15 protein-coding genes are annotated in these 22378 nt (G+C 60.4%); 4 read left to right on the forward strand and 11 right to left on the reverse strand.

Translation table 11 applies throughout. The features are described 5' to 3' along the window. The first annotated feature begins 20 nt into the window (after positions 1-20). Positions 21-2537: a phosphoenolpyruvate--protein phosphotransferase gene (ptsP, locus tag AC1RKH_RS13250; protein ID WP_493062371.1), complete on the forward strand. Its 2517-nt coding sequence runs from the start codon at positions 21-23 to the stop codon at positions 2535-2537. Positions 2538-2579: 42 nt separating this feature from the next. Beyond that, positions 2580-4295, forward strand: a complete 1716-nt coding sequence (gene nagE, locus AC1RKH_RS13255) for an N-acetylglucosamine-specific PTS transporter subunit IIBC (protein ID WP_493062372.1) — start codon at positions 2580-2582, stop codon at positions 4293-4295. 214 nt (positions 4296-4509) lie between these two features. Here nagE and AC1RKH_RS13260 read toward each other — a convergent pair whose 3' ends face one another. The 3 genes from AC1RKH_RS13260 to purL form a co-directional block, all read right to left on the reverse strand. Beyond that, positions 4510-4899, reverse strand: a complete 390-nt coding sequence (locus AC1RKH_RS13260) for a DUF6124 family protein (RefSeq protein ID WP_493062373.1) — start codon at positions 4897-4899, stop codon at positions 4510-4512. Positions 4900-6025: 1126 nt separating this feature from the next. Then, a complete protein-coding gene (locus tag AC1RKH_RS13265; RefSeq protein ID WP_493062374.1) occupies positions 6026-6337 on the reverse strand; it encodes an NGG1p interacting factor NIF3 in 312 nt (103 codons plus the stop codon). A 5-nt stretch (positions 6338-6342) separates the two neighbouring features. Next, the gene (purL, locus tag AC1RKH_RS13270; RefSeq protein WP_493062375.1) at positions 6343-10239 is read right to left on the reverse strand and encodes a phosphoribosylformylglycinamidine synthase; all 3897 of its coding nucleotides are present in this window, start codon (positions 10237-10239) and stop codon (positions 6343-6345) included. Positions 10240-10526: 287 nt separating this feature from the next. Here purL and mltF point away from each other — a divergent pair, with 287 nt between their 5' ends. Next, positions 10527-11987: a membrane-bound lytic murein transglycosylase MltF gene (mltF, locus tag AC1RKH_RS13275; RefSeq protein ID WP_493062376.1), complete on the forward strand. Its 1461-nt coding sequence runs from the start codon at positions 10527-10529 to the stop codon at positions 11985-11987. A gap of 124 nt (positions 11988-12111) precedes the next feature. On the opposite strand, the gene pdxJ is transcribed toward mltF, so the two are convergent. From pdxJ to lptF, 8 genes are all read right to left on the reverse strand, one after another. Then, positions 12112-12858 (reverse strand): pyridoxine 5'-phosphate synthase, encoded by a 747-nt coding sequence (pdxJ, locus tag AC1RKH_RS13280; RefSeq protein WP_493062377.1) that lies wholly within the window; start codon positions 12856-12858, stop codon positions 12112-12114. Between the two features lie 51 nt (positions 12859-12909). Further along, positions 12910-13599 (reverse strand): DNA repair protein RecO, encoded by a 690-nt coding sequence (recO, locus tag AC1RKH_RS13285; protein WP_493062378.1) that lies wholly within the window; start codon positions 13597-13599, stop codon positions 12910-12912. A 174-nt stretch (positions 13600-13773) separates the two neighbouring features. Beyond that, positions 13774-14676, reverse strand: coding sequence for a GTPase Era (gene era / locus AC1RKH_RS13290; protein WP_123428686.1), 903 nt, complete (start codon positions 14674-14676; stop codon positions 13774-13776). Continuing rightward, a complete protein-coding gene (gene rnc, locus AC1RKH_RS13295; RefSeq protein ID WP_019691997.1) occupies positions 14669-15358 on the reverse strand; it encodes a ribonuclease III in 690 nt (229 codons plus the stop codon). Before rnc ends, era begins: the two co-directional genes overlap by 8 nt. A 180-nt stretch (positions 15359-15538) precedes the next feature. Further along, positions 15539-16393 carry a signal peptidase I gene (lepB, locus tag AC1RKH_RS13300; protein WP_493062379.1) on the reverse strand — a complete coding sequence of 285 codons (855 nt, stop codon included), beginning with the start codon at positions 16391-16393 and terminating at the stop codon, positions 15539-15541. A 5-nt stretch (positions 16394-16398) separates the two neighbouring features. Next, the gene (gene lepA, locus AC1RKH_RS13305) at positions 16399-18198 is read right to left on the reverse strand and encodes a translation elongation factor 4 (RefSeq protein WP_123428690.1); all 1800 of its coding nucleotides are present in this window, start codon (positions 18196-18198) and stop codon (positions 16399-16401) included. A 171-nt stretch (positions 18199-18369) separates the two neighbouring features. After that, positions 18370-19431: an LPS export ABC transporter permease LptG gene (gene lptG / locus AC1RKH_RS13310; protein WP_493062380.1), complete on the reverse strand. Its 1062-nt coding sequence runs from the start codon at positions 19429-19431 to the stop codon at positions 18370-18372. Beyond that, positions 19424-20545, reverse strand: a complete 1122-nt coding sequence (gene lptF / locus AC1RKH_RS13315; protein WP_493062381.1) for an LPS export ABC transporter permease LptF — start codon at positions 20543-20545, stop codon at positions 19424-19426. The genes lptG and lptF overlap by 8 nt, the downstream gene beginning before the upstream one ends. Before the next feature lie 320 nt (positions 20546-20865). Between lptF and AC1RKH_RS13320 the strand changes: the two genes are divergently transcribed. Beyond that, the gene (locus tag AC1RKH_RS13320; protein ID WP_123428695.1) at positions 20866-22356 is read left to right on the forward strand and encodes a leucyl aminopeptidase; all 1491 of its coding nucleotides are present in this window, start codon (positions 20866-20868) and stop codon (positions 22354-22356) included. The last annotated feature ends 22 nt before the right edge of the window (positions 22357-22378 follow it).

Consider the following 22378-nt stretch of genomic DNA (forward strand, 5'->3'; position numbering starts at 1 on the left):
GCCCGATCGAGTACCGAGCCATGCATAACAACAATAAAGACCTGACCCTCAGCGCCCCGCTCAGCGGCCCGGTGCTCACGCTCGCCAAGGTTCCGGACCCGGTGTTCGCCAGCGGCGCCATGGGCGACGGGATCGCCATCGACCCGCTGAACAACACCCTGCACGCGCCGTGTGCCGGGGTGGTGGTGCACGTCGCCCGCACCGGCCACGCCGTCACCCTGCGCGCCGACAACGGCGCCGAACTGCTGCTGCATTTGGGCCTGGACACCGTCGAGTTGCAGGGCGAAGGGTTCTCGATGCTGGTCAAGGAAGGCACCCGAGTCAGCAATGGCCAGGCGCTGTTGCGCTTTGATCTGGACCAGGTCGCGCAAGGCTGCAAAAGCCTGGTCAGCCTGCTGATCCTGACCAACAGCGAGGACTTCCAGGTGCTGCCGATCACCCTCAAATCGGTCAAGGTCGGCGAGCCGCTGCTGCACATCGTGCCGAGAACCACAAACAGTGCGCACACCGAGGTGGATAGCTCAGGCGCCGAAGTTCACGGGCATATTCGCATCACCCATCGCGGCGGTCTGCATGCACGGCCAGCGGCGCTGATCCGTCAGACCGCGCAACTGTTCAACAGTAAATCGCAGCTGCATTTCGCCGGTAAATCGGCGTCGTGCGACAGCCTGATCGGGCTGATGGGCCTGGGGATTGGCGAGCAGGACGAGGTTCAGGTCAGTTGCAAAGGCGCGGACGCCAAGGCAGCGTTGCAAGCCTTGCTGAACGCCTTGTCCACTGCGGTCAACGACGAAAGCCACAGCGCCGCGCCGACGCCGATTGCCCACCGCACCCGCATTGCCGAAGCCGGCGTGCTGCACGGTGTATGCGCAGCGCCCGGCCTGGTTGGCGGGCCGCTGTTCCAACTGGCCGCCATCCACCTGCCGGAAGACCCTGGCAGCCATAACGCCGAAGAACAACTGCAAGCCCTCGACCGCGCGCTGGAACAGGTTCGCAGCGAAATCCGTGAAACCCTGTCCCACGCCAAAAAGCACAAGCACACCGAAGAAGAGCAGATCTTCGCCGCTCATTTGGCCCTGCTCGAAGACCCGGCGTTGCTTGAAGCGGCCAGCCAGTCAATCGATCAGGGCAGCGCCGCAACCCACGCCTGGAGCCAGTCGATCGAGGTGCAGTGCGAGGTGCTGCAAAAACTCGGTAACCCGCTGCTGGCCGAACGCGCCAACGACCTGCGCGACCTCAAGCAACGTGTGCTGCGCGCCTTGCTCGGGCAGGACTGGCACTACGACGTGCCGGCCGGCGCAATTGTCGCCGCCCATGAACTGACCCCTTCCGATTTGCTGCAACTGAGCCAGCAAGGCGTCGCCGGACTGTGCATGGCCGAAGGTGGCGCAACCTCCCATGTGGCGATTCTCGCCCGTGGCAAAGGCCTGCCGTGCCTGGTTGCCCTCGGCTCGTCACTGCTCAATCAACCGCAGGGCCAGTCGGTGGTGCTGGACGCCGACGGCGGACGCCTGGAGCTGACGCCCAACAGTGAACGCCTGGAACAAGTGGCTCAGGCCCAGCGTGAACACCTGCAACGCCGCGAACGCCAGCAAGCTCAGGCCCATAACCCGGCGCACACTCGCGATGGTCTGCGCATCGAAGTCGCGGCCAATGTGGCCTCCAGTGCCGAAGCCGCCGATGCCTACAAGGGCGGCGCCGATGGCGTCGGCCTGTTGCGCACCGAGTTTCTGTTCGTCGATCGCCAGACCGCGCCCGATGAACAAGAACAGCGCCAGGCTTATCAAGCGGTGCTGGATGCCATGGGCGACAAGTCGGTGATCATCCGCACTATCGACGTCGGTGGCGACAAACAGCTCGACTATTTGCCACTGCCAGCCGAAGCCAACCCGGTGCTAGGTCTGCGTGGAATTCGCATGGCGCAGGTGCGCCCGGAACTGCTCGACCAACAACTGCGCGCACTGCTGCAAGTCAGCCCGTTGCAGCGCTGCCGGATTCTGTTGCCGATGGTCAGCGAGGTCGACGAATTGCTGCACATCCGCCAACGCCTCGATGCACTGTGCGCCGAGCTGGAACTGACCCAACGCCCAGAGCTGGGCGTGATGATCGAAGTCCCGGCCGCCGCGCTGCTTGCCGAGCAATTGGCAGAACACGCGGACTTCCTGTCCATCGGCACCAACGACCTGTCCCAGTACACGCTGGCCATGGACCGCGATCACGCCGGCCTCGCCGCACGGGTCGATGCCTTGCACCCGGCGCTGTTGCGACTGATCGCCCAGACCTGCGCCGGTGCCGCCAAACATCAACGCTGGGTTGGCGTTTGCGGTGCACTGGCCTCCGACCCGCTGGCGACCCCGGTGCTGATTGGCCTGGGTATCCGTGAGCTGTCCGTCAGTCCGCCGCAAGTCGGTGAAATCAAGGAGCGCGTTCGCCAACTGGACGCCGTCGACTGCCGACACTTCAGCGCCACCCTGCTCAACCTGAGCAGCGCCACCGCCGTACGCCACGCCTGTCATCAACATTGGCCTCTGAGCTGAACAACAGCTACTAGAAAAACAAAAAACCCAGGGAGATACGCCATGTACCAACTCTTCATCGAAGGCTTGCAGCGCCTCGGACGGGCGCTGATGCTGCCCATTGCGATCCTGCCGATTGCCGGCCTGTTGCTGCGTCTGGGCGACACTGACTTGCTGAACATCGCGATCATCCACGACGCCGGGCAAGTGATCTTCGCCAACCTGGCGCTGATCTTCGCCATCGGCATCGCGGTCGGTTTCGCCAGGGACAACAACGGCACCGCCGGGCTCGCCGGGGCGATTGGTTACCTGGTGATGGTCTCCACGCTCAAGGTGCTGGATGCGAGCATCAACATGGGCATGCTCGCCGGGATCATCAGCGGTCTGATGGCCGGCGCGCTGTACAACCGCTTCAAGGACATCAAGCTGCCGGAATACCTGGCGTTCTTCGGCGGCCGGCGCTTCGTGCCGATTGCCACCGGGTTCACTGCTGTCGGCCTCGGCGTGGTCTTCGGTTTGATCTGGCCACCGATCCAGCACGGCATCAACAGCTTCGGCCAATTGCTGCTGGAAAGCGGCAGCATCGGCGCGTTCGTCTTCGGCGTGTTCAACCGCTTGCTGATCATCACCGGCCTGCACCACATCCTCAACAACATGGCGTGGTTCATCTTCGGCAGCTTCACCGACCCGACCACCGGCGCAGTCGTGACCGGCGACCTGGCGCGCTACTTTGCCGGCGACCCGAAGGGCGGCCAGTTCATGACCGGGATGTTCCCGATGATGATCTTCGGCCTGCCCGCCGCGTGCCTGGCGATGTACCGCAACGCCCTGCCGGAACGCCGCAAAGTGATGGGCGGGATCTTCCTGTCGATGGCCCTGACCTCATTCCTGACCGGCGTCACCGAGCCGATCGAATTCGCCTTCATGTTCCTCGCGCCGCTGCTGTATTTGCTGCACGCCCTGCTGACCGGCATGGCGATGGCCATCACCAACGCGCTGAACATCCACTTGGGCTTCACCTTCTCCGGCGGCGCCATCGACATGGCGCTGGGCTGGGGCAAGTCCACCAACGGTTGGCGGGTGCTCCCGGTAGGCCTCGCGTACGCAGTGATCTACTACGTAGTGTTCGACTTCTGCATCCGTCGCTTCAACCTGAAGACGCCGGGGCGCGAAGGCGTCGTTGTCGGTGAAAAAACTGTGCTGAGCGAAAACCAGCGGGCCGGGGCGTACATCCAAGCCTTAGGCGGTGCTGAAAACCTGATCACCATCGGCGCCTGCACCACACGCTTGCGCCTGGAAATGGTCGACCGCAACAAAGCCTCCGACAGCAAATTGAAAGCCCTCGGCGCCATGGCCGTGGTCCGCCCCGGCAAGGGCGGCAGTTTGCAGGTGGTGGTCGGGCCGCTGGCCGACAGCATTGCCGATGAGATTCGACAGGCCATGCCGACGGCGGGTTCTGCAGTGGTAGCCGCTGTTGTGGTGGTCGAAGAAGCCCCGAAAGCGGCGCCCGTGGCGACACCAGAAGCGCAGAAATGGCTGAACGCCTTGGGCGGCAGCGATAACGTGTTGCAACTGGACTGCGTGGCGATGACGCGGATTCGTCTGCAACTGGCGGATGGTAAAGCGCTGTCGGAATGTCAGCTCAAGGACTTGGGTTGCCAAGGTTTGAGTGCGTTGGACGGGGGCGTGTGGCACCTTTTGGTTGGTGATAAAGCGCTGAGTTTGAGTGAGGCACTTGAAGCGCTGGTGAATCGCAGTGAGGTTAGCGCCAAGGTTTAAATCGTTGGCGCCTGACAGGTCGCCATCGCGAGCAAGCTCGCTCCCACACTGAATCTTCGAAGCGACCGCTATCTGCAGTACGACAAAGATCAACTGTGGGAGCGAGCTTGCTCGCGATGAGGCCCTCCCGGACGCCGAAGATTCCATGGCTCACAAAAGAACCGCTGATCGTTTCCGGCTCAGCGGCTCTTTTATTTCGCGATGTAAAACGGACCTACTCTTTGACGTAGAACTGCTCCGACTCCGACGGGTTGTAGTCATCCAGCGCCTTGTCCACCAACAACAGAGCGCCATCGACCATCCGACAAATCGCCAACGCCACGCTACGTCGCGAGCCTTCGATCTCGAATGCCAGGTCGGCAGCCATGACCTTGACCGACGCCAGATCTTCCGCGGCATTGGCCAGCAGGGCTTCGAGGCCCACATCGGGCGCAACACTGAACAAACGGTCCGAGCGCAGATCGCTGAAGCGCAGTTTGGCGAGAGTGGGTTTCAGGTAGTGATCAAGGGCGCGGTGCGCGGCGTCGTGGAGCTTTTTTGAATCGAGGGATTCGTAGGGGGAAACGTCGTCGTGGTCTGGCGGATCGGGGATCAACTTGTCCATTTTTTACTCCTACTGAAGTGGGAGCCACGACTTTCCGGTCTCACTCGGCAAAGAGGTGGCAGCTGTGAACGGGGTGAGAATACCGGTAGTAGGCACCCGGCCAGACCGAAGTCTGCCCGCACACAGCCGCCATAACGCAAGGCGCAGACGAAAAACGTCGGCGACGATTATGGTAGAGCCAGCGCTTTGCGCCTACTGAATTTCCCGGGTTCTCACACCCTGTCGCTGAATTGTCAGCGACGTTCAAAGGCTAGACGCGGTGCTTCCGAGCGGCAACCTGAAAGACATGTCAGAGATTTCTACGTCGCCCGCGATGCTGTCACCGAGTTCTTGCCTCTTCCTACGGGCATTACACAAACCCCAATAACGCAGGAACGATCGAGCCAGATCAAAAGATCGCAGCCTGCGGCAGCTCCTACGAAGATCATCACCAGCGGCGCGCCTTTACCACTCAGGCCGGCCGGTAGGCCGCCGTGCTTTGCTGTTGATCTTGATCCACCCGCCCCGTCGGGAGGCCGAGTGGAGGTGTTCATCAGGGGGTTGGCGCGCAGCGCCGTACGGCGCAGCCGGACACATCGAGAGGAGGTCGTCGCGAAGCAGACCGTAGGCGATGCCCCCTGATGAATGCCGGAGCGAGGGAACGCCGAGCCTAGGCGAGGTGCCGTACGCTTGGGGCGAAGACCTTTGCTTCCTTTGGGGCGCTTGCCAAAGGGAGTCGCTGTAAAAGCGAAACCATAAGCCGCCGTTACCGCAGGAATGGATATGTACACCAACAAGAGATTAGTCGGCTATCAGGCCGCCATCGCGAGCAGGCTCGCTCCCACAGTTTTGATTGGTGTACATCTGCGGGAGATTGGTCGGCTGTCAGGCCGCCATCGCGAACAGGCTCGCTCCCACAGTTTTGATTGGTGTACATCTGCGAAAGATAGGTCGGCTGTCAGGCCGCCTTCGCGAGCAAGCCCGCTCCCACAGTTTGATTGGTGTACATCTGCGAGAGATTGGTCGGCTGTCAGGCCGCCATCGCGAGCAAGCTCGCTCCCACAGTGGAGCGAGTACTCCATCAAATCCCGGGCAATAAAAAACCCGCTGACGAATCAGCGGGTTTCTCATTCCAACGGCGGGAAGATCAGAAATCTTCCAACCGCCACACCTCGTAAGCCGGCGTCTCATAGGGATGACTCTGCTTCAGAGCCTCCACCACAGCACCAATCAACTCATCGCTGACCACCAGCTCAACCTTCCACTCCTCCACCTGCTCGACCAGCCCCGCCTGCCCAATAAACGGCTGACTACCGTCCAAAGGGCGAAACTGACCCAACCCAAGCACCTGCCAGGAACAGTGATCATAAGCACCGATCCGCCCACCACCCGCAGCGAACACAGCCCCCTTGACCACCTCAACATGGCTCTGAGGAACAAAAAAACTGAGCTTATACACAGCGCTTAGTTAACCCATACACGAGCGTTACGGAACATACGCATCCACGGCGCGTCTTCGTTCCACTCTTCCGAGCGCCACGAGTTCTGCACGGCGCGGAACACCCGCTCCGGGTGCGGCATCATGATCGTCACGCGACCGTCACGGCTGGTCAAACCGGTGATCCCGCGCGGCGAGCCGTTCGGGTTGGCCGGGTAGCTTTCAGTGACCTTGCCATGGTTATCGACGAAACGCATCGCCACGCAACCCGACAGATCCGCTTGCAGCAATGCTTCTTCGCTGGCGAACTCGGCATGACCTTCACCGTGAGCGATGGCGATTGGCATGCGCGAACCGGCCATGCCCTGCAGGAAGATCGAGTTCGACTCCTGAACCTGAACCATTGCCACACGGGCTTCGAACTGCTCGGAACGGTTACGCACAAAGTGCGGCCAGAGCTCGCTGCCCGGAATCAGTTCGTGCAGGTTGGACATCATCTGGCAACCGTTGCACACACCGAGGGTGAAGCTGTCGGTACGTTCGAAGAAGCCCTGGAACGCATCGCGAGCACGGCTGTTGAACAGCGCCGATTTCGCCCAGCCTTCACCGGCACCCAGCACGTCACCGTAGGAGAAGCCACCGCACGCCACCAGACCTTTGAACTCGTTCAGGTCGACACGGCCGGCCAGAATGTCGCTCATGTGCACGTCGATCGCGTTGAAACCGGCACGGTCGAACGCTGCCGCCATTTCCACCTGACCGTTGACGCCCTGCTCACGCAGTACGGCAACCTGTGGGCGAATGCCTTTCTTGATGTAAGGCGCAGCGACGTCCTGATTGACGTCGTAGCTCAGCTTGGCGCTCAAGCCCGGGTTGTCTTCTTCCAGCAGCACGTCGAATTCTTGGTCGGCGCAGTCGGCGTTGTCACGCAGACGCTGGATCTGGTAGCTGGTTTCAGCCCACTGACGTTGCAGCAGACCACGCTGACCTTCGAACACGGTTTCGCCGTTGAAGGTGATGCTGATCTCGCTGTTGTTCATCGGCTGACCGATCACCGACACGCAGTCGCCCAGGCCCGCCGCGCTGAACTGCGCGAGGATGTCCGGCGTCGAGTCCTGACGAACCTGAATCACCGCACCCAGCTCTTCGTTGAACAGGATCGCAGCGATGTCAGCCGAGGTTTCGGCCAGACCGTCGAGGTTCAGGCTCAGACCGCAGTGGCCGGCAAAGGCCATTTCCACCACGCTGGTCAGCAGACCACCGTCGGAACGGTCGTGGTAAGCCAGCAGGTGACCGTCAGCGTTGAGGCCCTGGATCACCGCGAAGAAGGCCTTCAGGTCTTCGGCGTCATCGACGTCCGGTGCCTGCTTGCCGAGCTTGCCGTGAACCTGGGCGAGGATCGAAGCGCCCATGCGGTTCTGGCCACGACCCAGGTCGATCAGGATCAGGTCGGTGGTGCCTTTATCCATGCGCAGTTGCGGGGTCATGGTCTGACGGATGTCAGTCACTGGCGCGAAACCGGTCACGATCAGGGACATTGGCGAAGTCACAGTCTTGTCGACGCCTTCGTCATTCCAGCGCGTGGCCATGGACATCGAGTCCTTGCCCACCGGAATGGTGATGCCCAGCTCTGGGCACAGTTCCATGCCGACTGCTTTGACGGTGTCGTACAGACGCGCGTCTTCGCCCGGGTGACCCGCAGCCGACATCCAGTTCGCCGACAGTTTGATGTCAGAGATCTTGCCGATGCGCGATGCGGCGATGTTGGTCAGGGTTTCGCCGATGGCCATGCGGCCCGACGCCGGAGCGTCCAGCAGTGCCAGCGGAGTGCGCTCGCCCATGGCCATGGCTTCACCGGTGTAAACGTCGAAGCTGGTAGCGGTGACGGCAACGTCAGCCACTGGTACCTGCCACGGGCCGACCATCTGGTCACGGGCCACGAGGCCGGTGATGGTGCGGTCGCCGATGGTGATCAGGAAGCTTTTGCTGGCCACGGCCGGGTGATGCAGAACGCGCTCGACGCAGTCGGCAATGGCCAGGGTCGATGGATCGAAGTCATCGCCCAGCTCGGTTTCACGAACAGCCGAACGGTGCATGCGCGGGGCTTTGCCCAGCAGCACTTCGAGTGGCATGTCCACCGGGCTGTTGCCGAAGTGGCTGTCAGTGACCGTCAGTTGTGGCTCGGCAGTCGCTTCGCCGACCACCGCGAACGGGCAACGCTCACGTTCGCAGATTGCCTTGAAGCGTTCGAAGTCGGCCGGGCCGACCGCCAGAACGTAGCGCTCCTGGGATTCGTTACTCCAGATTTCGTGCGGGGCCATGCCCGGCTCGTCGTTTGGAATGTTGCGCAGTTCGAAGCGGCCGCCACGGTCGCCATCGTTGACCAGTTCCGGGAAGGCGTTGGACAGACCGCCCGCGCCGACGTCATGGATGAAGCTGATCGGGTTGTGTTCACCCAACTGCCAGCAACGGTCGATGACTTCCTGGCAACGGCGTTCCATTTCCGGGTTTTCGCGTTGTACCGAAGCAAAGTCCAGGTCCGCCGAACTCGTGCCGGTGGCCATGGAGGAAGCCGCGCCGCCGCCCAGACCGATCAGCATCGCCGGGCCGCCGAGCACGATCAGCTTGGAGCCAACGAGGATTTCGCCTTTCTGTACGTGTTCGGCACGGATGTTACCCATGCCGCCGGCCAACATGATTGGCTTGTGGTAACCGCGCACTTCATCGCCACGCGGGGTGGTGATGGATTGTTCGAAGGTACGGAAGTAACCGGTCAGCGCCGGACGGCCGAATTCGTTGTTGAATGCCGCGCCGCCCAATGGGCCTTCGATCATGATGTCCAGCGCGGTAACGATGCGCTCGGGTTTGCCGTACGGCACTTCCCATGGCTGTTCGAAGCCCGGGATTTGCAGGTTGGACACGGTGAAACCGGTCAGACCAGCCTTCGGCTTGGCGCCGCGACCGGTCGCGCCTTCGTCGCGGATCTCGCCGCCGGAACCGGTGGATGCGCCCGGGAACGGGGCAATCGCGGTCGGGTGGTTGTGAGTCTCGACTTTCATCAGGATGTGCACCGGTTCCTGCACCGCGCCGTACTGGCGGGTTTCAGGGTCCGGGAAGAAGCGGCCGGCGACGTTGCCGACGATCACCGAGGCGTTGTCCTTGTAAGCCGACAGAACGCCTTCGCTGTGCATCACGTAGGTGTTCTTGATCATGCCGAACAGGCTTTTTTCCTGGCTCTGACCGTCGATGTCCCAACTGGCGTTGAAGATCTTGTGACGGCAGTGCTCGGAGTTCGCCTGGGCGAACATCATCAATTCGATGTCGTGCGGGTTGCGCTTCAAGCCGATGAAGGCGTTGACCAGGTAATCGATCTCGTCTTCAGCCAGGGCCAGGCCCAGTTCGACGTTGGCTTTTTCCAACGCGGCGCGACCGCCACCCAGAATGTCGATCGCCGTCAGCGGCTTCGGTTCGGCGTGACTGAACAGGCCGGCAGCCTGCTCGAGGTTTTCCAGCACGATCTGGGTCATGCGGTCGTGCAGCGCATCAGCAATAAGCTGTGCTTGTGCATCGGTGAACTCACCGGTCACGTAGAAAGCGATGCCGCGCTCCAGGCGCTGGATTTTCGCCAGGCCACAGTTGCGGGCGATGTCGCTGGCCTTGCTCGACCATGGCGAGATGGTGCCAAAACGTGGCAACACCAGGAACAGACGGCCGGTCGGCTCTTGTACCGGAACGCTGGGACCGTACTTCAGAAGGCGCGCAAGCACCTGCTGTTCGTCGCCGGTCAGGACGCCGGTAACTTCGGCGAAGTGAGCGAATTCCGCATACAAGCCACTGACAGCTGGAACCTTTTGGCTCAGTTGCTCAAGGAGTTTGCTGTGGCGAAAGGCAGAAAGGGCAGGAGCGCCGCGCAGGATCAACATCTTCGGGACAGCCTCGGGAAGGGGGTGTGCTTTGAGGCCGTGCATTCTAGCCTAAACCGCCCGCGACAGCACCCGAAACGCTACACCCGGTATTGTCCGAACGTCGGCCCGGTGCTCAGCGCCTGTAACTCATGCTCATTAAGCTGCTCGCCGGGGCTTATTTCAGTTGTCACATTCATGCCTGAGCGCCTGTTCCCGCGGGCTTGCACCGGGTTTGGAAATCTCTAGCAGACAAGCCCTTTACTGTCGAGATATGGCGGTCGTGGTCCTTTGCGTATACTGCGCAGATGTTTTTCCCAATGGCTTTGCGTCCGCGATTCGCCAAATGGCTCATCGCAACCGGACTCTTCCTGATGCTCAGTGGCTGTGTTGATAAACCCAACACACTGGAGCGCGTAAAGGAGGATGGCGTTCTGCGGGTGGTTACCCGTAACAGCCCCGCCACCTACTTTCAGGATCGCAACGGTGAAACCGGCTTCGAATACGAGCTGGTGAAGCGCTTCGCCGACGATCTGGGGGTGACACTCAAGATCGAAACCGCGGACAACCTTGACGATCTGTACGGTCAGTTAGGCAAACCTGGCGGCCCGGTGCTGGCTGCTGCCGGTCTGGTCAGCAGCGAGAAACGCAAAGCGCAGGTCAGGTTTTCCCACTCGTATCTGGAAGTCACCCCACAGATCATCTACCGCAACGGCCAATCGCGGCCAACCAATGCGGCGGACCTGGTCGGAAAGACAATCATGGTGCTCAAGGGCAGCACCCACGCCGATCAACTGGCAGCGCTGAAAAAGCAATACCCCAGCATTGAATACGAAGAGTCCGACGCGGTTGAGGTCGTTGACCTGCTGCGCATGGTTGACGAAGGTCAGATCGATCTGACGCTGGTCGATTCCAACGAAGTCGCCATGAACCAGGTCTACTTCACTAATGCGCGGGTCGCCTTCGACCTGGGCGACGCCAGCAACCAGAGCTGGGCGGTGGCCGCCGGTGATGACAACAGCCTGCTCAACGAGATCAACGCCTTCCTCGACAAGGCGGAAAAAAACGGCACCCTGCAACGCCTGAAAGACCGCTATTACGGGCACGTCGATGTACTCGGTTACATGGGCGCCTACACCTTCGCCCAGCACTTGCAGCAACGGCTGCCCAAGTACGAGAAACACTTCAAGGCGTCGGCCAAGGAAGAGAAAGTCGACTGGCGGCTGCTGGCGGCGATCGGTTATCAGGAATCGCTGTGGCAACCGGCGGTGACCTCAAAGACCGGCGTTCGCGGCCTGATGATGCTGACCCAGAACACCGCGCAGGCCATGGGCGTGTCCAATCGCCTGGACGCCAAGCAAAGCATCATGGGTGGCGCGAAGTACCTGGCTTACATGAAGGATCAACTGGACGACTCGATCCAGGAGCCGGATCGTACGTGGTTTGCGCTGGCAGCCTACAACGTCGGCAGCGGTCACCTGGATGACGCGCGCAAACTCGCGGCCAAGGAAGGGCTGAATCCGGACAAGTGGCTGGATGTGAAAAAGATCCTGCCGCGCCTGTCGCAGAAACAGTGGTACAGCAAAACCCGCTATGGCTACGCCCGTGGCGGTGAGCCAGTGCATTTTGTGGCGAACATCCGGCGTTACTACGACATCCTGACGTGGGTCACGCAGCCGCAGCTTGAGGGTGATCAGGTCGCCCAAGGCAACCTGCACGTGCCGGGCATCGACAAGACCAAGCCGCCGGAAGAAAACCCACCGCTCTAGGCGCCCCCCCAAACCAAATGTGGGAGCGAGCTTGCTCGCGATGAGGGCCTGACATTCAACATGATGGTGACTGACAGACCGCTATCGCGAGCAAGCTCGCTCCCACAGGGTTTCAGAGTGGTCTTCAGGCCTTCGTAGCAGCCGCCAGAATCAGCGCTTTCATCTCCGAAACTGCCGACTTGAACCCGACGAACAACGCATGCGCCACCAGCGCGTGGCCAATGTTCAGTTCGTTGATGCCTTTGATCGCCGCAACCGCTTCGACGTTGTGGTAGTGCAGGCCGTGACCGGCGTTGACGATCAGGCCTTGAGTCAGGCCAAACGCCACGCCATCCGCCACACGTTTCAGCTCTTCAGCCACCGCAGTCGGTGTCTCGGCGTCCGCATAACGGCCCGTGTGCAATTCGATGGCCGGTGCGCCAACGCGCTTCGACGCTTCGATCTGGCGCTCATCGGCGTCGATGAACAGCGACACTTCGCAGCCGATTTTCGCCAGACGATCCACCGCCGCCTTGATCCGCGACTCCTGCCCCGCGACATCCAGACCGCCTTCGGTGGTCAGTTCCTGACGGGTTTCCGGGACCAGGCAAATGTGCGCCGGACGGATGCGCTCGGCGAACGCCATCATCTCCTCAGTCACGCCCATCTCGAAGTTCATGCGGGTTTGCAACACGTCCTTGAGCAGCAGTACGTCGCGCTCCTGAATGTGCCGGCGATCTTCACGCAAGTGCACGGTGATCCCGTCAGCGCCCGCCTCTTCCGCGTCCAGCGCTGCTTTCACAGGATCAGGGTAACGCGTACCCCGGGCCTGACGCAGGGTGGCAACGTGGTCAATGTTCACGCCAAGAAGAATGCGATTGCTGGTGGTCACGGAAGCGCTCCAGAAGAAGAGAAAGTTCGGTGCACAGCATACACGTCGGGCTTACGGCTTTCGAAACAACTCGCGACTCACAAGAGGGCGACCGCCCAGATGAACGGCCAACGCCTGACGCATCAAGCGTTTGGCGGCAGACAACGCACCCGGCGCGCTCCAGTCAGCGTCAGCCATGGCCAGCAGTTCGGTGCCGTTGAACAGACCGGGTTGCAACAGGTAGACCCGTTCCAGACCCGCATCGACCTGCAAGCGGTACAGGCCGTCGGGCGCGACAGGTTCGCCATGGATATCCGCGTTCAGCGCAAAGCCGTAGCCCAGATCATCCAGCAACCGCCACTCGAACGAACGCAGCAAGGGTTCCAGCGGACGCCCTTCGGCGAGGGCCAGCAAGGTCGCGGCGTAGTGATCGAATACTCCGGGATGAGGATCTTCGGACGGCAGCAGGCGGATCAGCAGCTCATTGAGGTAGAGACCGCTGAACAAGGCTTCACCATTGAGCCAGGTGGAGACGCCGGCGCTTTCCATGCGCCCGACGTTCTTCAGCTCACCCCGACCACGGAACTCGACTTCCAGCGGTACAAATGGCCGCGCCAAGGTTCCAGCCTTGCCCCGCGCACTGCGCAACACCGCCCGCAGCCGACCTTGCGGCGTGAGGAAATCCACCAACGCGCTGCTTTCGCGGTAGGCGCGGCTATGGAGCACGTAGGCGAGTTGGCCGGTTGGTGGCGATTGGGACATGGGAATCGGAGTTCTCAATGAGGGAGCGCGGTTTTATTGACAGCCCCAAACCACTGTGGGAGCGAGCCTGCTCGCGATGAGGGCCTGATATTCAACATAGATGTTGACTGACAGACCGCTATCGCGAGCAGGCTCGCTCCCACAGGGGGATCTTTGTGCATCCAGATCCGGGGATTACAGGTCGCCGTAACCCAGCGAACGCAGGGCGCGTTCGTCGTCGGACCAGCCGCCTTTCACTTTGACCCAAAGGTTGAGCATGATCTTGGAGTCGAACAGCAGCTCCATGTCCTTGCGCGCTTCGGTGCCGATGCGCTTGATCCGCTCGCCCTTGTCGCCAATGATGATTTTCTTCTGGCCGTCACGCTCGACGAGGATTAGCGCATGGATGTGCAGGGTCTTGCCCTGCTGCTTGAACTCTTCGATTTCCACGGTGATCTGGTACGGCAGCTCGGCCCCCATTTGGCGCATGATTTTCTCGCGTACCAGTTCGGCGGCGAGGAAACGGCTGCTGCGGTCGGTGATCTGGTCTTCCGGGAAGAAGTGATCGTTTTCCGGCAGGTGATCGGCGATCACTCGCTCCAGCGCATCGAGGTTGTGCCCGTGCTGAGCCGAAATCGGAATGATCTGCGCGTTCGGCAGCTGTTCCTGCAACCAGCTGAGGTGCGGCATCAGTTCGGCTTTGTCTTCGATGCGGTCGGTCTTGTTCAGCGCCACGATCAACGGGCCCGTCACATACTGAACGCGCTCGAGAACCATCTGGTCCTCGTCGGTCCAGCGGGTGCGGTCAACCACGAAGATCACCACGTCGACGTCTTTCAACGCCGCCGAAGCGGTCTTGTTCATGTAGCGGTTCAGGGCTTTCTCGCCACCTTTGTGCATGCCGGGTGTGTCGACGTAGACCGCCTGCACGGCGCCTTCGGTCTTGATCCCGAGCATGTTGTGACGAGTGGTTTGCGGTTTGCGCGAGGTGATTGCCAGCTTCTGACCCAGGATGTGGTTCAGCAGCGTGGATTTGCCCACGTTCGGGCGGCCGACGATGGCGACATAGCCACAGCGAGTTGCAGTTGAATCAGTCATGGCCATTCTCCACGCCCAGGGCTATCAGTGCTGCGGCGGCCGCTACCTGTTCGGCAATACGACGACTCACACCCTGACCTCGGCTTTTTTCGTTCAGTAAGGTGATTTCGCATTCGACGAAGAACGTCCGGCAATGCGGCTCACCCTGGATATCCACCACTTCGTAACGCGGCAGTTCACAGGCACGCGACTGCAAGAACTCTTGCAGGCGGGTCTTTGGATCTTTGTTGGTGTCGACCAGCGTCAGGCTGTCGAACTCGGACGTCAGCCAGGCCAGTACGCGTTCGCGCGCCATGTCCATGCCGGCATCCAGGTAGATCGCACCGATCAGCGCTTCGAGGGCATCGGCGAGGATCGATTCACGGCGAAAACCACCGCTCTTCAGCTCACCAGAGCCCAGACGCAGGTACTCGCCCAGGTCGAAACCACGCGCCAATACTGCCAGCGTCTCACCTTTGACCAGGCGTGCGCGCAAACGCGACAGCTGGCCTTCGCGAGCCAGCGGAAAGCGGTCGAACAGCGCTTCACCGGCGACAAAGTTGAGAATGGCATCACCGAGGAATTCCAGGCGTTCGTTGTTGCGCCCGGCAAAGCTGCGATGCGTCAGGGCCAGAACCATCAGTTCCTGGTCCTTGAAGGTATAACCGAGCTGACGCTCGAGACGGCTTAAAGAGACGCTCACGGTTGACCCACGCTGAGTTCGTGGTCGACGTCCATCACAGCAACGCTGCTAGGCTCTTGGACAATTAACGCTGTGTTCAAAAATTACATCCTGAATATCGTTGGCTTCATGCTTTTCGGTGACCTTCTGCAGGCTCCAGAAATGCATTCGGCGCTGTGTTCAACAGCGCCGTGGGTGTGATTACTTGATCAGGCCAACCCGCGAGAAATTCGGCAGGTGACTGAGTTTGGGTTCCGGCCAGCTCATCCAGACCGCGAAGGCCTTGCCGACGATATTCTTGTCGGGAACCATGCCCAGCAGATCCTTGGGAATACTTGGATCATCCCAGTAGCGACTGTCGTTGGAGTTGTCGCGGTTGTCGCCCATCATGAAGTAGTGCCCGGCAGGCACGGTCCACTGATGGTCTGGGGTTGCGCGGTAGCGGCTCATTTCCTTGCGGATCAGGTGCTCGGCTTCGCCGAGTTTTTCCTTGTAGAGCTCGGCACTGCCCAACGTGCCCGGCTCGGAGCCGACCAGCAGTTCAGCGATCGACTCACCGTTGACGAACAGACGCTTGTCGGCGGTGTAACGAATCCTGTCGCCCGGCAGGCCCACTACACGCTTGATGTAGTTGACGTTCGGATCACTTGGGTAACGGAACACCATCACATCGCCACGCTGCGGATCACCGACCTGGATGACTTTCGTATCGAGCACCGGCAAGCGGATCCCGTAAGAAAACTTGTTCACCAGAATGAAATCGCCAACGTCCAGGGTCGGTTTCATCGAACCAGACGGAATCTGGAACGGCTCCACCAGGAACGAACGCAACACCAACACGATGAACAGCACCGGAAAGAACGATTTGCCGTATTCAACCAGCATCGGTTCTTTGTTCAGTTTCTCGACCACCATCATATCCGGCTCGCCGACGCTGCCCTGATAGGAGGTAATGGCGGCACGCCGACGCGGCGCCAGGAAAACCAGGTCGAGCAACCCCAACAGGCCGCAAACGAGGACGGCGATGACCAGCAACAGCGGGAAATTTAGTGACATAGGACCTAACTATCCAACCTGAGCACAGCGAGGAAGGCTTCTTGTGGAATTTCCACGTTACCGACCTGCTTCATGCGTTTTTTACCGGCCTTCTGCTTTTCCAACAGCTTGCGCTTACGGCTGACGTCACCGCCGTAGCATTTGGCCAATACGTTCTTTCTGAGTGCCTTGACGGAGGTTCGCGCAATGATCTGCCCGCCAATGGCGGCCTGGATCGCGACGTCGAACATCTGGCGCGGAATCAGCTCTTTCATCTTCTCGGTCAACTGGCGACCTTTGTAGTGCGCGTTATCCTTGTGCACGATCAGCGCCAGGGCGTCGACCTTGTCACCGTTGATCAGCACATCCAGTTTCACCAGATTAGCTGATTGATAACGATCGAAATGGTAATCCAGCGAAGCATAGCCGCGACTGGTGGATTTCAGACGGTCGAAGAAGTCCAGGACCACTTCGTTCATCGGCAAATCGTAGGTCACCTGGACCTGGCTACCGAGGAACAGCATGTCGTGCTGAATGCCACGTTTCTCGATGCACAGGGTAATGACGTTGCCCAGGTGCTCTTGCGGCACAAGAATGTTTGCCCGAACGATTGGCTCGCGCATGTCTTCAATGGACGACAGGTCCGGTAGCTTGGACGGGTTGTCGACGTAAATCGTTTCACCGGTTTTCAGCAACAGCTCAAAAATAACTGTCGGCGCAGTGGTGATCAGGTCCAGGTCGTACTCGCGCTCCAGGCGCTCCTGGATGATCTCCATGTGCAGCATGCCTAGGAACCCGCAACGGAAGCCGAAGCCCAGGGCGTCGGAGCTTTCCGGGGTGTACTGCAGGGACGAATCGTTGAGCGTGAGCTTTTGCAGGGCTTCACGGAAATCTTCGAAATCGTCGGAGCTGACCGGAAACAGGCCGGCGTAAACCTGCGGCTGAATGCGTTTGAAGCCGGGCAGCACGTCAACGTCGGGGGTGGAGCTCAAGGTCAGGGTGTCACCGACCGGTGCACCGTGAATGTCCTTGATACCGGCGATGATGAAGCCCACTTCGCCGGCCTTCAGGTCAACGGTGGCGGTGTGTTTCGGGTTGAAGACACCGACGCTGTCCACGAGGTGGACCTTGCCGGTGGACTTGACCAGAATTTTATCGCCCTTCTTCACGCAACCGTGGCGCACGCGTACCAGGGAAACAACGCCCAGGTAGTTGTCGAACCAGGAGTCGATGATCAACGCTTGCAGCGGATCTTCGATGTTGCCGGTTGGCGCAGGAATGGTCTTGACCAGACGCTCGAGCACCTCGTCAACGCCCAGGCCAGTCTTGGCACTGCACTCGACCGCATCGGTGGCATCGATGCCGATGATTTTTTCGATTTCTTCTTTGACGCGGTCCGGATCAGCCTGCGGCAGGTCGATCTTGTTCAGGACCGGCATCACTTCCAGGCCCTGCTCGATCGCCGTGTAGCAGTTGGCAACCGATTGCGCCTCGACACCCTGACCGGCATCGACCACCAGCAAGGCACCTTCACAGGCCGCCAGCGACCGGCTGACTTCATAGGTAAAGTCAACGTGGCCGGGGGTGTCAATGAAGTTCAGCTGGTACTTGATGCCATCGCGGGCAGTGTAATACAGGGTAACGCTGTGTGCCTTGATGGTGATCCCGCGTTCACGCTCAAGGTCCATGGAGTCCAGTACCTGGGCTTCCATTTCACGCTCGGCCAGGCCGCCGCACATCTGGATGAAGCGATCGGCCAGAGTCGACTTGCCATGGTCAATGTGGGCGATGATGGAGAAATTGCGGATATGACTCAAATCACTCACGGATCAACACTCAAAAAGGCTGCAGGCATAGCCCGCCGAAAAATAGCCGGGAATTGTACCTGATACACGACGCAAGCGTCACGTTCACAGGTCAACGGTATTGGATACAAAAACGCCCCGCTCTTGCGAACGGGGCGTTTGAGTGTCAGTCAGGACAGAAAATACCTGCGATCAACCGGCTCGGCGCAACAACCAGAGACCGGCCACCGCGCAAATACCGGCCGGAACCAACACCGCGAACAACGGTGAGAAGCCGAAGACCAGGCTTGAAGGCCCGAGCAAATCCTGAGCGATACGGAAGGTAAAGCCAACCAGCACACCGGTGAACACGCGCTGCCCCAGGGTTACCGAACGCAGCGGGCCGAAGATAAAGGAGATTGCCATCAACACCAGGGCAACGGTGACCAGTGGCTGCAACACCTTGACCCAAAATGCCAGCCAGTAACGGCCATTGTTCAGGCCCTGATCGGCCAGATAGTGGATGTAACCCCACAAACCGCTGATCGACAACGATTCCGGCGCCATGATTACGGTGTTAAGCAGTTGCGGGCTCAACGGTACGTCCCAGCGTTCTTGCGGGGCAGTGACCACTTCGGTACTGCCGTCGTGGAACACGGTGGTGGTGACGTCATTCAGCTGCCAATGATCTGTTTCGAACTGCGCACGCTTGGAGAAGCTCGAGGTCAGCATGTGACGCTCGCGGTCAAAACGATAGCGAGTCACACCGTACAGAATGCCATCCGGCTGCACCGAGTTTATGTGAATGAACTCATCACCCTGGCGGTGCCACATACCGTGCTTGGCGCTCTGCGCATCACCAATGCCCTGAGCCAGGGAGCGATTGGCCTGGGCCACATTTTCCGCGGCTGGCGCAACGTACTCGCCGACCAGCACGCCTGCCAGCATCAGCACCAGCATTGGCTTCATCACCGCCCAGACAATCCGGCCGATGGACACTCCAGCGGCGCGCATGATGGTCAGTTCACTGCTGCTGGCCAGACTGCCCAGGCCGATCAGGCAGCCGATCAGCGCTGCCATCGGCAGCATGTCATAGACCCGACGCGGCGCTGTCAGCGCCACGTAGCTCAATACGTCGGTGAGGGTGTAGGTATCACTGACGTCACTCATCTCGTCGATGAAGGCAAACAAGGTCGCCAGACCCAGAATGATCCCCAGTACCGCCAGGATCGCCATGAAAACACTGCTACCAATGTAGCGATCGAGCTTAACCACGGGTCACCTCCAGCGCACTGCGGCGACTCGCCATTTTCAAACGCAACGGCTCCCAGTAGAGCAGTCCCAGGCCAATGGCCAGGAATATCCCGTGAACCCACCACAAACCCAGCGCCTGCGGGATCTTGCCTTTCTCCAGAGCGCCGCGTGCGGCGATCAGGATGGTCAGATAAGCCATATAAAGCAGAATCGCCGGCAGCAACTTGAGGAATCGACCCTGACGCGGATTGACCCGCGCCAGTGGCACAGCCATCAACGTCACGATAAACACCAGCAACGGCAACGACAAACGCCACTCAAGCTCGGCGCGTGCACTCATATCCTCCGGCTTGCTCAACAGAGTGCTGGTCGACATCGCATCGCGATCCGTCACTTCGTCACTGACGTCCGGCTTGGGCAGCAACACACCGTAGGTGTCGTACTTGATGGCACGGTAGTCAGCCAGCCCCGGATTACCGTCGTAACGGTAGCCATTATCGAGAATCAGGTAACGGTTGCCGTCCTCCTTGATTTCCTGACGGCCCTTTTCGGCCACCAGCACGGAAATGCCGCGATCCTTCTGGTCGGCGGAAAGGCGCTTTTCCGATATGAATACGCCGCCCAGGTTGATCCGGTCATCAGACAGCTGCTCGGTGTACGTCACCCGAGAACCGTCGCGCAACGCTTGAAAACGGCCCGGCACCAGCGTGTCGAACTCGGTCATCGCGTCCTGCTTGTTCAGCAGCAACTGGAACTGATTGGCGCCTTGCGGTGCCAGGCTCAGGCTCAACCAGGCCACGATCACGGCAACCAGCGCTGCCGGAAACAGGGTCATGCCCAGCAGACGCTGCTGGCTCATGCCGGTCGCCGCGAGCACGGTCATTTCGCTTTCCAGGTACAAGCGACCGTAGGCCAGCAGGATCCCGAGAAACAGCCCCAAAGGCAGAATCAGTTGCAGGAAACCCGGCAGACGAAAGCCCATGATCAGGAACAGCGAGCCTGGGTCCAGGGCGCCCGAGGCGGCCTGAGCCAGGAACTTGATGAAGCGCCCACTCATGATGATGACCAGCAGCACGGCGCTGACGGCGCTCAAGGTCAACAGGACTTCGCGGGATAGATAACGGAAGACGATCAAACCAGACACTCCAGGGTTGTCAGGCTAAGGCGGCCAAACAAGCAAACGTATCGGGCGGCCCGCAGGGCTGAGCCGCCGAAAAAGATGGCGCATTATCCTGTGATTGACCGCGCCTGTCACTGCGCATGCTCAAGCAGGCGCGTAATGACGTAAAGATCACCCGCGCAAGGGTTGTCAGTTGCTGCGAGCGAGGTTCAAACTGCGGCCTTTGTCGCTGGCCTTCTACCAGCGTCTTTCTTCAGCCTTTCTATAGTAGAGAGGCAAACGTGCGCGCACTGCGTGACGCGCTGCACTTTGACCATTTATTCAGGGACCCGGACATGGAACTGGTTGTAAAAAGCGTTAGCCCAGAAACGTTGAAAACCGCCACCCTGGTGGTCGCCGTCGGCGAAGGCCGGACACTCGGCAACGTCGCCAAACAAATCGACGAGCTCAGCGGCGGCGCGATCAGCGCAGTCCTCAAGCGTGGCGACCTGGCCGGCAAGGTGGGTCAGAGCCTGTTGCTGCACAGCCTGCCAAACCTCAAAGCCGAACGCGTGTTGCTGGTTGGCGTGGGTAAAGATGCCGAGCTGGGCGACCGCCCGTTCCGCAAAATCATCGCCGGCGCACTGAACACCCTCAAAGGCCTGGGTGGCACCGACGCCGCGCTGGCGCTGGACGAAATCGTGGTCAAAGGCCGTGACAGCTACGGCAAAACCCGTCTGCTGGCCGAAACCCTGGTTGACGGCGAATACACCTTCGAGCAGTTCAAGAGCCAGAAATCCGACCCGCGTGCCCTGAAGAAAATCACCCTGCTGACCATCAAGGCCGCCCAGGCTGAAGTCGAACGCGCCGTGACCCACGCCACCGCGATCGCCAACGGCATGTCCTTCACCCGCGACCTGGGCAACCTGCCACCGAACATCTGCCACCCGATTTTCCTCGCCGAGCAGGCGAAGAACCTGGGCAAGGAGTTCAAGGGCCTGAAAGTCGAAATCCTTGATGAGAAACAAATCAAGGAACTGGGCATGGGTTCGTTCTACGCCGTTGGCCAGGGCAGCGCCCAGCCACCGCGCCTGATCGTCATGCAATACAACGGCGGCAAGAAATCCGAGAAGCCGTACGCATTGGTCGGCAAGGGCATCACCTTTGACACCGGCGGTATCAGCCTCAAGCCGGGCGCCGGCATGGACGAGATGAAGTACGACATGGGCGGCGCAGCCAGCGTGTTCGGTACCTTGCGTGCCGTGCTCGAGCTGAAACTGCCGATCAACCTGGTGTGCATCCTCGCCTGCGCCGAGAACATGCCGAGCGGCAAGGCTTCGCGCCCTGGCGATATCGTCACCACCCTGAGCGGCCAGACCGTGGAAATCCTCAACACCGACGCCGAAGGCCGTCTGGTGCTGTGCGACGCCCTGACCTACTCCGAACGCTTCAAGCCACAAGCGGTGATCGACATCGCCACCCTGACCGGCGCCTGCGTCGTCGCCCTCGGCTCCCACACCTCGGGTCTGCTGGGCAACAACGACGAGCTGATCGGCCAGCTGCTGAGCGCAGGCCAACAGGCTGACGACCGCGCCTGGCAACTGCCGCTGTTCGATGAATATCAAGAACAGCTGGACAGCCCGTTCGCCGACATCGCCAACATTGGCGGCCCGAAAGCCGGCACCATCACCGCGGCCTGCTTCCTGTCGCGCTTCACCAAGAACCTGAATTGGGCGCACCTGGACATCGCCGGTACGGCCTGGACCAGCGGCGGCAAGGACAAGGGCGCCACTGGCCGCCCGGTTCCACTGCTGACCCAATACCTGCTGGACCGCGCCAAAGCCTGAAACTGAAACCCCTGCGCGGCGG

The organism is Pseudomonas sp. GW822-FHT06B12 (assembly GCF_058799675.1).

Bases quoted from the DNA above. Each gene is read 5' to 3' on its own strand.
- ptsP (WP_493062371.1), top strand. From the start codon at position 21: ATGCATAACAACAATAAAGACCTGACCCTCAGCGCCCCGCTCAGCGGC.
- nagE (WP_493062372.1), top strand. From the start codon at position 2,580: ATGTACCAACTCTTCATCGAAGGCTTGCAGCGCCTCGGACGGGCGCTG.
- AC1RKH_RS13260 (WP_493062373.1), bottom strand. From the start codon at position 4,899: ATGGACAAGTTGATCCCCGATCCGCCAGACCACGACGACGTTTCCCCC.
- purL (WP_493062375.1), bottom strand. From the start codon at position 10,239: ATGTTGATCCTGCGCGGCGCTCCTGCCCTTTCTGCCTTTCGCCACAGC.
- mltF (WP_493062376.1), top strand. From the start codon at position 10,527: ATGTTTTTCCCAATGGCTTTGCGTCCGCGATTCGCCAAATGGCTCATC.
- recO (WP_493062378.1), bottom strand. From the start codon at position 13,599: ATGTCCCAATCGCCACCAACCGGCCAACTCGCCTACGTGCTCCATAGC.
- era (WP_123428686.1), bottom strand. From the start codon at position 14,676: ATGACTGATTCAACTGCAACTCGCTGTGGCTATGTCGCCATCGTCGGC.
- lepB (WP_493062379.1), bottom strand. From the start codon at position 16,393: ATGTCACTAAATTTCCCGCTGTTGCTGGTCATCGCCGTCCTCGTTTGC.
- AC1RKH_RS13320 (WP_123428695.1), top strand. From the start codon at position 20,866: ATGGAACTGGTTGTAAAAAGCGTTAGCCCAGAAACGTTGAAAACCGCC.